General features: G+C 71.1%; 10 protein-coding genes. 3 read left to right on the plus strand and 7 right to left on the minus strand.

Annotation, left to right across the window (positions count from 1 at the left end; all coding sequences use genetic code 11):
* Positions 1 to 720 (plus strand): amidohydrolase family protein (locus HKK72_RS29690; RefSeq protein ID WP_187237749.1); only part of this gene is annotated, 720 nt, incomplete at its 5' end.
* 94 nt (positions 721 to 814) lie between these two features.
* Here HKK72_RS29690 and HKK72_RS29695 read toward each other — a convergent pair.
* The 6 genes from HKK72_RS29695 to HKK72_RS42440 form a co-directional block, all read right to left on the minus strand.
* Positions 815 to 1,963: an NAD(P)/FAD-dependent oxidoreductase gene (locus tag HKK72_RS29695; protein ID WP_315987507.1), complete on the minus strand. Its 1,149-nt coding sequence runs from the start codon at positions 1,961 to 1,963 to the stop codon at positions 815 to 817.
* 101 nt (positions 1,964 to 2,064) lie between these two features.
* Complete coding sequence (locus HKK72_RS29700) at positions 2,065 to 2,805, minus strand: peptidoglycan recognition family protein (RefSeq protein WP_187237750.1); 741 nt, start codon at positions 2,803 to 2,805, stop codon at positions 2,065 to 2,067.
* Positions 2,806 to 2,895: 90 nt separating this feature from the next.
* Positions 2,896 to 3,024, minus strand: coding sequence for a hypothetical protein (locus tag HKK72_RS41540; protein ID WP_261987323.1), 129 nt, complete (start codon positions 3,022 to 3,024; stop codon positions 2,896 to 2,898).
* A 583-nt stretch (positions 3,025 to 3,607) separates the two neighbouring features.
* Positions 3,608 to 3,925, minus strand: coding sequence for a hypothetical protein (locus HKK72_RS29705; RefSeq protein WP_187237751.1), 318 nt, complete (start codon positions 3,923 to 3,925; stop codon positions 3,608 to 3,610).
* Entirely contained in the window at positions 3,922 to 4,962 is a 1,041-nt protein-coding gene (locus tag HKK72_RS29710) for a flavin-containing monooxygenase (RefSeq protein ID WP_187237752.1), read from the minus strand. Before HKK72_RS29710 ends, HKK72_RS29705 begins: the two co-directional genes overlap by 4 nt.
* Positions 4,963 to 5,101: 139 nt before the next feature.
* Positions 5,102 to 6,739 (minus strand): LuxR C-terminal-related transcriptional regulator, encoded by a 1,638-nt coding sequence (locus HKK72_RS42440; protein WP_315987508.1) that lies wholly within the window; start codon positions 6,737 to 6,739, stop codon positions 5,102 to 5,104.
* A 180-nt stretch (positions 6,740 to 6,919) separates the two neighbouring features.
* Here HKK72_RS42440 and HKK72_RS29720 point away from each other — a divergent pair, with 180 nt between their 5' ends.
* Entirely contained in the window at positions 6,920 to 7,879 is a 960-nt protein-coding gene (locus tag HKK72_RS29720; RefSeq protein WP_187237753.1) for an MBL fold metallo-hydrolase, read from the plus strand.
* 2 nt (positions 7,880 to 7,881) lie between these two features.
* Entirely contained in the window at positions 7,882 to 9,459 is a 1,578-nt protein-coding gene (locus HKK72_RS29725) for an FAD-dependent monooxygenase (protein WP_187237754.1), read from the plus strand.
* Positions 9,460 to 9,556: 97 nt separating this feature from the next.
* Here HKK72_RS29725 and HKK72_RS29730 read toward each other — a convergent pair whose 3' ends face one another.
* The gene (locus HKK72_RS29730) at positions 9,557 to 11,566 is read right to left on the minus strand and encodes a bifunctional copper resistance protein CopD/cytochrome c oxidase assembly protein (protein ID WP_187237755.1); all 2,010 of its coding nucleotides are present in this window, start codon (positions 11,564 to 11,566) and stop codon (positions 9,557 to 9,559) included.
* Positions 11,567 to 11,734 lie beyond the last annotated feature (168 nt).

The raw sequence follows: 11,734 nt of genomic DNA on the forward strand, positions 1-11,734 counted from the left end.
ATGACCCCCGAGACGGTGTACGTGCACGCCGCGTCGCTGTCCGCGGACTCCTACCACCGCATCGCCGCCAGCGGCGGTTCCATCTCCGTCTCCACCGAGAGCGAGCAGAGCGCCGGCCAGGGCTACCCGCCCACCTGGGCCGTCCGCGCACACGACATCCCGGTGTCGCTCTCGATGGACACCAGCGTCTGGTGGAGCGGTGACCTGTTCTCCGCCATGCGCACCACGCTCGGCGCCGACCGCTCCCGCGTGCACATGGAGGCGCACGCCAACGGCGACACCGTCACGCACTGCAGCCTGCGGTCCGACCAGGTCGTCGCCTGGGCCACCCGCGGAGGGGCGCACGCCCTCGGCCGTGACCATGAGCTCGGCAGCCTTGAGGCCGGTAAGAAGGCCGACATCGTCCTCATCAAGAACGAGCATTCGCCCGTCTCGTTCCCGGTGCTCAACCCCTTCGGCCACGTGGCGTTCCAGGCCCAGCGCGGGGATGTGCACACCGTCCTCGTCAACGGTCGCGTGGTGAAGAACGAGCACCGCCTGGTCGGCATCGATCTCGCCGCGGCCCGCGCCGAGATCGAGCGGACCGTCGATCACCTCCGGTCGACGATGGGTGAGGAGACATGGCAAAAGGGGATGAACCCTGACATTCCCGAGACGGCCATCCTCGACAACCCCTACACCTACACCGACTATCACAGCGCCTCGACGCACAGCAGCTGAGCGCCGCCTGAACCCGCTCAGTGCGGCGCGCGGCCGGCATCGGCTCCATGTGCGATGCCGGCCGGGCCTCACGGTCATCTGCCGGGATGCAGGGTCATCTGCCGGGAATGCCGTTCAGCAGCCAGCGGCCGAGCACGGCGCCCGCGATGGGCAGCGGCACCACGCCCGCGCCGAGGCCCACCTCGACCAGCAGATCGAAGACCCGCTGGCGTCGGGACGCGACGTCGATCGCGGCATCGATGAAGCTCGGTGACTGGGCGGCCCTGGCCAGCACGTCGGTGGTGCGCAGGTGACGTCCGAGGGCGTTCTGGAGCCCGCGCCGGTAGGCGGGCAGCGGATCACCGGCCGCCTGGACGGCGGCCTGCCCCGCGAGCCGCCCGGAGAGCAGCGCGTAGTAGATGCCCTCGCCGGTGAGCGGATTGATGAGGCCCGCGGCGTCACCGGCGAGCATCACCCGGCCCGCACCGTGCCCCGGCCGGCCGGGCGAGAGAGGCAGGTGGTGGGCGCGCAGGTCCCGGGCGGGCAGATGCGGCAGTATCTCGGCGAGCCGGCCGTGCAGCACCTCCCGACCGGGGCGGCCGGTGGCCCGCAGCCGGGGCAGGAGCATCCCGAAGCCGACGTTGGCGCTGCCGTCCCCGATCGGAAACGACCAGGCGTACGCGGGCCATCCCTCCCGCTGCATGACGATGAGCTGGACATCGTCGTCGGCCGGTACGTCCGCGTACCCCCGGACGGCGATCGCGAGGTGCCGGTCGGGCGGCGCCGGCATGCCGATGAGACGTCGCATGGCCGAGTTGGCCCCGTCGGCGCCGACGACCGCGCGGGCGGTGAGGACGCCGTCGATGACGACGCGATCGCGGTGGGAGACGAGCGCGCGAACACGGTGACGGCGAACCTCGACCCCGCGCGCTCTCGCAGCCTCGACGAGGCGGGCGTCGAACACCTTGCGCGGCACCACGTAGTTCGGCCGGGCGACGGTGGCGCAGACGCGCGCGCCGCCAGGGGAGATCACCGACAGGTGCCGCGTCGGCCGGTGGTCGGCGATGAGGTCGGGGAGGCCGAGCAGGGCGAGTTCGTCGCGGCCATGGGCCGCGATACCGTCGCCGCAGGCCTTGTCCCGGGGGAAGGCGGCCCGGTCGAGCAGGAGGACCCGAGCCTCCGGGCGCAGTTGTTTGGCGCGCAGGGCCGCCGCCGAGCCGGCCGGGCCACCGCCGACGATCACCAGATCCCACACGTCATCCACCGTGCTGAGCCTGCCACCGGGTTCTCAGGTGAAACCTCCGCGCACATCCGGCCGGGTCGGCGACGTGACGCCGATGGGCGTCACGTCGCCGCCGGGCACCGTCATCCCGAGGGGGGCAGAGCGGCGCTGAGCAGCGCCTTGATCTCGGCGAGCTCGCTCTTCAGCTCGGCCATCTCGCTGCGAAGGGCCTTGACCTCGGAGTCCTTGGCCATGTCCCGGTAGGTGTTCGTCAGGAAGGACGAGCCCTTCCAGTTCGGGCCGCTCGGGCCGCCGGGGGGAGCGGGAATCGAGTCGCGTCCCCAGACGGCGTTGAAGACTTCCTCAGCGTTCATATCCAGTTCCTCCTCGAACGGTTTGGTCGATGCGAGTGTTCCGTTGTTGATCAGCTTGCGAAGGATGTTCCCGCAGCACGACGTCGATGTGAAAGCGCTGTGCGGTCTCAGGGCCGGCCCGACCTCCTTGCCCCTGAGCCAGGCCCGTAGCTCCCTGAACGCGTTGACCTGGGCGGCCGTGGGCGACTCTGACGGGCCGCTCATGAACGTCACGCTGTACCAGGTCTCGTTGCCACCGGGCTGTGCGGCCTGGACCTTGTTGAGTCCGCGGCCCTCGAGAACGATCCCGTGCGGGCATACCGCGAAGCTGTAGCCGATGTCGGCCCATCCCCGGCTCGGGCCCATGTGGAACTTCCGGGTGTCGCGCCAGTACGTCCGGCACGAGGCGTGCTTCTTCTTCGCGAGGCCCTGGTTGCTGCCGTCGTAGTGGACGGCGATCCCGTTGCGCGGCGATGCCGAACCGGCGGCGCTCCTGGGCCAGCCGAAAACGGATCGCTTCTCCAGCTTCACGCCGAGGCCTCCAATACGGGGAGAGTGAGAGCGTGGTCGTCATCCGTGGTCGTCAGCCGGTATGGGGGCCGTCCGGCAGGTGCGGTGGTGTCATGGGCCATCGGCGTCCACTCCCTCGACGTAGGTGTCGCCGGGATCGATGACGCCCTCCTCGGGCACCTCCGGCTCCGGTACCTCGGGCACGTCGATGTCCTCGATCTCCGGCTCGGATTCGGTCACTGATTTACTCCTTCGCGGCGCCGGTGAAAGAAAATGCCTTCAGGTCGTCGCCTGCGGCGGTCCCGGTCGCCTCATTCCCGGGTAAACCCAGGTCGCCTGACATGGGCGAGGTTCGGCACTCGCAGCACAAAGAGAGGGACCCGGCGCGGCGGTGGTCAACCGTCCCTGACAATCTGACATATATGCATTTACAGCGCCTCAGAGCGTACCGGGGTCGCGCCGTCCACACCATGGGCTTGCCCGGCCGATCCTTGCCGAATGTGGCCAAGCGGTGTCGTGCTGTGATGACCGGGTGGGTGGCGTGACGGTGAATCCCCACGAAGACCCGGGTGTTCCGGCGGTTCAGAGGGGCGTGCACGGGTCCGGTCTAACGGAGCCACGCGCAAGACCAGGGGTGATTGGGCAAGTGTTTGCTTTCTGGTCCGCAGGGCGACGAAATATTGATCGACGCCGAGGTCCCGGTGAACGTGTTCGAGGAGGACCTGGCGGGCGACGCGGTTCCCTGTTCCGGTACGGCCGACCCGTGGTGCGCCACGGTCCGCCTGCGGCGACCGGTGGACGACCCCGTGTACCTGGCGGTCCGCTATGCCGAGTGTCCCACCGCGCCGGTCCGGGCCGCCGCCGGTGGCTGTGGCTGCGGCTGCTCGGGGGAGTGCGAGTACAGCCGGATCCGGGACGGGTTCGTCATCAAGGTGCTGAACGAGCTGCCCTCGTCGTACCGGCCCTTGCCCGGGCACGTGTACCCGGACTTCGGCGGCGCGCTGTGGTGCGACACCGGTGACGGCGCCGGGCGGCGGCCCTGTCCCGCCTGCCCGGCGGACCCCTGGGTGGTGCTCGCCGAACTGCGGCTCACCGGCAGCGCGGTCAGCGAGGTGCTCCCGCTGTCACAGCGCCGATTCACGACCGCGTTCGACCGGCGTGGCGCCCGATGCGACGACCGGCGATGTGCTCGACGATGTGCGCGGCGTCGGCGCCGATGCCGGCGAACACCGAGGACGGTTCGGAGTGCAGCCACGGCAGCCCGACCGCGTACAAACCCGGATGCGTGGTGACCCCCCTGACGTGACGCGGATATCCCCACTCGTCCAGTGACTCCAGCCGCCCGTACAAGTGCATCCCCCGCCGAGCGAATCGCCGCAGGTCGATGTCGTGACCGCCGTCCTTGCCGGACAGGTGCGGGTCGCAGCCGAACCGGGCGGCCGGGGTCGGGAGGTCGGCCACGGTCGGGAAGGGATGGCCAACGTCGGCGCCGTGCAGCAGGATCTGCAGCATCCACCAGATGGTGTCGCGGCCACGGTAGCGACGAGGTGCGGCGAAGCATCTCGAGACGGCCAGGTGAACGTCGCGGCCCGCCTCGTGCAACTCCTCGGCGATCTGCGTGCCGGACTGTCCGGTGCCGACCACGAGCACCGCGCCCGCGGCCAGCCGTCCCGGACGCCGGTACTCATGGGAGTGCAACTGCTGGATGCGGCCCGGGAGATGCAGGGACGCGGCCGGCACGTTCGGCCGCTGGTACGGCCCGGTCGCTAGCACGACATTGCGGGCATGGATCGTCCCGGCACCGGTGTAGGCCACCAGGTGATCATCTGATGCGGCGAGGCGGGTGACCGTGGTGCCCAGACGTACCGGCGCGCCGATCGCGGCGGCGTACTCCGTCACATGGTCCACCACCTCCGCGCGCGACATGAAGCCGTCCGGATCGGGCCCGGCATAGGGCATGCCGGGCAGCAGGACGGTGAAATTCGGTGCGACCAGGCAGAAGCCGTCCCAGCGGTCGTTCCAGCCGCCGCCGAGACGGCCCCGCCGCTCCACGACCAGGTGGTCGAGTCCTGCCTTGGTCAGCCAGTGACTCGTTGCCAGTCCCGCCTGCCCGGCGCCGATCACCAGCGTGTCGACCCATTCGCGCGCGCCCCCGGGCACGCCCCCGCTGCCGCCCATGACCGCTCCTCCGGATCTCACGACCAGTGCTCGTGGCATGACGGTAGGCGCCAGCCGGCGTTCACCGCGTCGAGAGAAACACGCAAATCAGCGGCACGACCGTCGTGGGTGATTCTGTGTAGGCGGATCCGCGGGATGCCTACAGGAGGCCATGCTCGTAGGCGTGGGCGGTGGCCGCCGCCCGGGAGGGCAGCCCGAGCTTGCGGAGGATGTTGCTCACGTGGCGCGCCACGGTCTTCTCGCTGAGGAACAGCTCATCGGCGATCCCGCGGTTGGTCCTGCCGGTCGCCACGAGGGCGAGGACCTCGGTCTCACGTGCGGTCAGCGCGCCCATCGCTCCGGCGACCGTCTTTCCGGCCAGCGCGTCCACCCTGGCCAGGTCGGGTGCGCCGCCGAGCTGCTGGAAGACCCACCGTGCCGCGTCCAGTTCCATCTTCGCGCCGTCCTCGTCGCCGAGCCGTCGGCAGGCAAGCCCGACGAGCACCCGGACGCGCGCGCACTCGTACGGCACCTCGAGGTCCTGCCAGGCCGTCCACGCCTGGCGCAACTCGGGCAGGGCGGCCCGCGCGTCGCCTTCCGCGAGCAGAACGGCGCCATGCGCCTGGGCGGCCGTCGCGCGCAGCAGCGGAACGCCGAGGTCCGCGGCGATGCCCGACAGCTCATCGGCCGTGGCACGCGCGGCCCTGACGTCGCCCTCGGCGAGCACGATCTCCACGTAGGCGGCGAGCAGTCTGGAGCGGGTCGCGCGATCCCTCGCCTCGCCGGCCACGCGGCGGATCGCCGCCGTCGCCGCGCCGACCTGTCCCTGCGCGAGCCTTAACAACGCCAGGCCGGGCTGTGGTTCTCGCCCCCGCCGGCTCGCCTGGCGGTAGGCCTCCTCGGCATCGGTGAACCTGCCGCACAGCCGGTGCAGTTCGCCCTGCTGGTAGAAGGCCGCGCCGGCGGCCGGATCATCGGACCTGCGAAGGAACCGCTCGCACGCCCGCCGCACCTCCTCGATCGCGTCCGTCCAGGCGCCGTGCAGTTGCATGATCTCGGCACGATGCACCAGACACTGACCGCGGTAGGGCTCCAGATCGGGCTGGGACTCACACCAGCGGGTGAGCGCGACCGTCCATTCCTTGGCCCGGCGCAGATCGTGGACCTCCTGGCACGCCTCGATCAGGCCGCAATACACCGTCCCGGCGACGATCGCCGACACCTCGTCCGCCGTGACCGCGATCATGATCTCGTCGAGCAGCGCCATCCCCTCGGCGGCCTTGCCCTGCTGGATGAGCGCACGGCCCTGGACGTGCCGCGCGAGCATCACGAGATCCAGATCGCCGAACCGCTCGCCGATCTCGACGGCCTGGCCGACGAGGGCATACCCCTCTGCGTGATCCCCTTCGATGACGCGCTGTCGCCCAGCCGTCATCACCAGATATCCGCGTTCCGCACAGTCGTACCGGCCCTCGTCGAGCAACCGCGCCGCTCGCCCGAGCCAGCCGCCGCCGCGCGCCGACTCACCTCTGTTCAGCAGCCCGAAGGCCAGCCAGAACGCGCACCGCGCGGCCCGTACCGCATCGCCCCGGCTCACCAGTTCGTGATGCGCGCGCTCCCAGAGGCCGGCGCTGTCGCCGTCCCTGCCGACCAGATAGGCGGCCATCGCGAACCTTTCGAGATCGCCGGCCTCGAGCCCCGACTCGCGATCGACGGCGGCCAGGTGGGCATATGCCTCTGCCCACGCCTTCCTCGCGAAAGAGCTACGCCCCCGATCGAGCCGGTCGGCCGTGGTCACACCGTCACCTCATCACACGAGGACGGCCGCCGCCTACGCCCGCAGGCGAACGGCCACTCACGGGAGCTCGGCGGCGAGGGCGCGCAGGATCCGGTAGGCGATCTGTGCGGTGCGGATCTATTCTCACTCTGACTTCGAAATGCGAGTGCGAGTGCGATCACAGAATTTCGAGGAGGCTCCATGCCGAAGCCGTTCGCCTCGTCGGCCGATCTGGGGGACAAGCAGCAGACGCTGGAGGTTCTGGCCGACGGTGTGTACGCGCTGACGGCCGAAGGTGATCCGAACGTGGGTGCCATCGAGGGCGAGGACTTCCTGGTCTGTTTCGAGGCGCTGGCGACTCCGGTGGCCGCGGGGGAGTGGCTCACCCGGCTGCGTCAGCACACCGGCAAGCCGGTGCGCTATCTGGTGCTGTCGCACTATCACGCGGTACGCGTGCTGGGCGCGAGCGCCTTCGACGCGGAGGTGATCGTCGCGCACGACAACACCCGCAGGCTCGTCGCCGAACGCGGCAAGCAGGACTGGGAGTCGGAGCTCGGCCGGATGCCGCGGCTGTTCAAGGAGCCCGAGTCCATCCCGGGCCTGACCTGGCCGACCGCGACCTTCAGCGACCGGTTCACCATCGACCTCGGCGGCGGTCGCGGTGAGGTGGTCCTGCGGTACTGCGGCCGGGGCCACACCGAGGGCGACATCATCGCCTGGCTGCCCCAGCAGAAGATCCTCTATGGCGGCGATCTGGTGGAGGCGCAGGCCGCGCTCTACACCGGCGACGCCTTCCACCGGGAGTGGGCGTCGGGCACGCTCGACGCCGTCGCCGCGCTCGGTGCCGAGACGCTGGTCGGCGGCCGGGGCGCGGTGGCGTACGGCCGCGACGCGGTGGACGCCGCGATCGACCAGACCCGCCACTTCCTGCGGGTGATGATGCGGGAGGTACGGGCCGTACAGGAACGCGGTGGGACCCTCAAGGAGGCGTTCGAGGCCGTGCACGGCGAGCTCGAGCCGCGGTACGGCCGTTGGCCGATCTTCGAGCACTGTTTGCCGTTCAACGTGTCGCGCCTGTGGGACGAGCTGTCGGGCATCGACCGTCCGTATATCTGGACGGCCGAACGCGACCGCCAGGTGTGGGACCAGTTGCAGGGCTGACGATGCCGGACCCCGTCGTGGTGATCGGCGCCGGCCCCGTCGGGCAGACCGCGGCGCTGCTGCTCGCCCGCTGGGGACTGCGGGTGATCATGCTGGATCAGCGGCTCGAGCGCGATCCGGTCGGCTCCAAGGCGATCTGCCAGCAGCGGGACGTCCTCGACATCTGGGCCGCCGTGGGCGCGGGCGCGATCGCCGGGGAAGGCCTCACCTGGACCACCGCCCGCACCTACTACCGTGACCGGGAGTTGTTCTCCTGGACCTTCACCGACCGGGGCCGGTCGCCGCTGCCGCCGTTCGTCAACATCTCGCAGGCCCGTACCGAAGAGATCCTCGACGGGTGCGTCGCCGCCGCCGATCTCATCGAGATGCGCTGGGGCCATGAGGTCAGCGGGCTGACCCAGGACGCCGACGGTGTGACGGTCGAATGCGCGAACGGCGCCGTCGTGCAGGCCGCGTACGTGATCGCGTGCACCGGCGCGCGCGGCGGTGTCGTGCGCCGGGCACTGGGGCTGCGATTCGCGGGAACGAGCTTCGACGATCGGTTCCTCATCTGCGACATCCGGGCCGAACTGCCCGGCTGGGAGGATGAGCGGCGCTTCCATTTCGATCCGCCGTGGAACCCGGACCGGCAGGTTCTCATCCATCCCTGCCCCGGCTCGACGTACCGGATCGACTGGCAGGTGCCGCCCGGATTCGACCTGGCGGCCGAGGAGGCCGACGGCCGGCTCGACCGCCGTATCAGGCAGGTCACCGGCGGCCGCCCCTACGAGATCGTGTGGCGATCGGTGTACCGGTTCCACTCGCGGATCGTGGACCGGATGCGCGTGGGTCGCGTCCTGCTGGCCGGCGACTGTGCCCACCTCGTCGCACCGTTCGGCGCCCGCGGCCTCAACTCCGGCGTTCCCGACGCCGAGAACGCCGCCTGGAAGATCGCCTTCGTCGCCCGAGGATGGGCGCCCGCGGACCTGCTGGAGACCTACCACCTCGAACGGCACGCGGCCGCCCTGGAGAACCTCGAGGTGACGGGCGCGACGATGCGGTTCCTGGTGCCGCAGGGCGAGGCCGAGTGGCGGGCCCGACGCGAGATCCTCCACGCCGGCGCCGCCGACCGCGCCACCGCGGCCGCCACCGTCGACTCGGGCCGGTTCGCCGAGCCCTACTGGTACGTCGACTCCCCGCTGACCACACCCGAACCGAGCCGCCCGTTCTCCGGTCGCCCGCCCAAGGGGCATGTCCCCCTCCCGGCGCCCGGTGTCATCGTGCCCGACGCACCGGTCACGATCCCGCGCCGGCCACATGCCGTACGCCTTCGCGAGGTCGTGCGGGAGGGGCTCACCCTGCTGCTCTCCGCGGAATGCGACCACGAGGCCCTCGGGCGGTCGGCCCGGCGGGCCACCGCCGCGCCGCTCACGGTGCTGCGGCTGCACGAGATCGACCCCTCAGGCCGGCTGGCCGAGGCGCTCACCGCCCGGCCCGGCGAAGCGTGGTTGATCCGCCCCGACGCCCACATCGCCGCGGTGCTGCCCGCGGCCGATCCGAGCGCCGTGGCCGTCGCAGTGCGCCGGGTGCTCACGGCCTGAGCACTGCGATCACCGATCACCGGAGCCGCCGAGACTCATGGCCAAGGAGAAGGGACGATGGCCGTTGGTCGCCGGCCAGAACACCGAGGTTCTCGGCTCATGACCGTGGCCGGATCTCGGCGCTCATGACCTCTCGCGTGCCGTCGCGAGCATCGGTCTGTGCGGGTTCGGTGGCGCGGCCGGGCATCCGGTCGCGCGTTCGGGCATCGCGACTGTCACCACGTGCACATCGCCAGGCCAGGACGAGCAGGACCACCAGCGTGGCCAGCCCGCCGAAGCTCCAGGCGAGGCCGCCGCCCATGTGCTGGTCATGGAGCGGCGAGGCGCCCCAGTCGCGGTCGAGCGCCGCGTACCAGTCGCCGGCGAGCACACCGCTCGACCTCATGAGGCCGATGCCGAAGAGGGCGTGGAAAGGCATGACGACCAGCGTCAGGATGAGCCGCGTCACCGGGCGCAGCGGGTGCGGTCCGGCGCCCGCGCCGATGACGGGCCACAGGTACAGCAGTCCGGTGACGAGGAAGAAGACCATGGTGAGTGCGTGGAGGGCGTGGTCGCGCATGGACGCTTCGAACAGCGGTGAGAAGTAGAAGCCGTACAGGCCGACGACGAAGATCGCCGGCGCCACCAGGGGGTGGGCGAGTACTCGCATGACCTTGCTGCGCTGTACGGCGACCAGCAGTTCACGCGGAGTCCGGCCGGCCGCGGCCGGGGCCCCGGCCAGAGCGCGCAGTGCGAGGGTCAGGGGAGCGCCGAGCAGCAACATGGTCGGCGCCAGCATGCCGAGCGCGATGTGCTGCACCATGTGCGCGCTGAACAGGACCATGCTGTAGCGGCCCAGAGCGCCGCAGGTGGCGATGAGCACGATCGCGAGACCGGCGAACCACGCGAGGGTGCGGGGCAGGGGCCAGCGGTCCCCGTTGCGACGTAGCCGCACCAAGCCGGTGGCGTAGAGGCCCGCCCCGGTGACCACCAGCACGAGGAACAGGGGATCGAACCGCCAGTCCAGGGCGTACGCGCCGAGGCCGGGCGGCCCGGGAAGCGGGAAGCCCAGCAGTACCGCCGCGCTGGTCTCCAGCGGGAGGTCGGACGGTGGTGGCGGTGTCCGAGACAGGCCGGCGGCCAGGCCGAACGCGGCGGCCATGATGACGATCTCGACCGCGGCGAGGCGTGCGAAGGTCTGGGTGCGGCGGTGGGCTCGCAGCGCCGGAATGCTCGAACGGCGATGCCACCAGCCCAGCGCGGCCAGGCTCGCGAGCGCCGCCGCCTTGAGCGTCACGAGCACGCCGTAGCGGGACCCGAGGTGCGGGCCGCCAAGCCGGATCCAGGCGTTGACCAGCCCGCTCGCCCCCACGGCGGCGAAGCACACCAGAGCGAGTCCGCTGTAGCGGACAACGATGTCCGGGAGCCGATCCGCGACCCGTGCTCCGACCAGGACGAGCACGACCAGCCCGCCCACCCAGGTGGCCGCGCCGACGACATGGACGGCCAGGCTGAAGACGGCCAGCGCGTGGTCTCCCGTGGACATGGAGTGGCCGGTGAAGACCGGCGGCAGCAGGCCCAGCATCGCGAGGACCAGCAGGTATCCGGCTCCGCCGGACGTACGCGGCAGGCCGGCCGCGACCGACAGCATCGCGGCGACGACGGTGACGCCCAGCAGCGCACGACCTTGGGGCAGGTCGGACAGGTAGCCGAGCAGGTCGGCGCCCGATATCACCGTGGTGACGGGCATGCCAACGAGCTCCGAGGTGGAGAAGGACGCCAGGGCGAGCGTGGACACGGCCCAGGCGACCGCGCTGAGCGAGGCGGCGCGCATGCAACGCCGCCCGGCGGCGGACAGGTCAGGTCCCTCGCCCGGAAGGAACACCACGCCCATCAGCAGCCAGCCCACCGTGATGGCGCCGGCCGTGTTCATGGCGAGCTTGGAGATCGGCAACCCGACCGTGGTGAGGTGACCCGCCTGCCTCAGCGTCGGAACGCCCGGTCGGAACGCCCCGCCGAAGCGCAGGACGACGGCCAGCGACAGCAGTGCGACGGCGGCCGCGCCCAGCACCAGCAGCTGCCGGTCCGTGCCGAGAAGGCCCTGGTCCCGTTGGGGCTCATCCGTCATGACGGCCCCTGCGGACGGCCATCACGATGGCGGCGGTCAGCGCGACGGCCACGCCGCCGAGGGCGACCAGAGCCCAGGACGGACCCGATGCCTCCTCGCTTCGGCGGTCGGATGCCGCGGGGGCGGGGCCTGGGTCTGAAGCGGCCGGCGTGCTGACGGATGTGCCGG

Origin of the sequence: Actinomadura sp. HBU206391, from assembly GCF_014323665.1 — a bacterium.
GTDB lineage: Bacteria > Actinomycetota > Actinomycetes > Streptosporangiales > Streptosporangiaceae > Actinomadura_C.

Bases quoted from the DNA above. Each gene is read 5' to 3' on its own strand.
- HKK72_RS29710 (WP_187237752.1), bottom strand. From the start codon at position 4,962: ATGGGCGGCAGCGGGGGCGTGCCCGGGGGCGCGCGCGAATGGGTCGAC.
- HKK72_RS29725 (WP_187237754.1), top strand. From the start codon at position 7,882: ATGCCGGACCCCGTCGTGGTGATCGGCGCCGGCCCCGTCGGGCAGACC.
- HKK72_RS29730 (WP_187237755.1), bottom strand. From the start codon at position 11,566: ATGACGGATGAGCCCCAACGGGACCAGGGCCTTCTCGGCACGGACCGG.
- HKK72_RS29720 (WP_187237753.1), top strand. From the start codon at position 6,920: ATGCCGAAGCCGTTCGCCTCGTCGGCCGATCTGGGGGACAAGCAGCAG.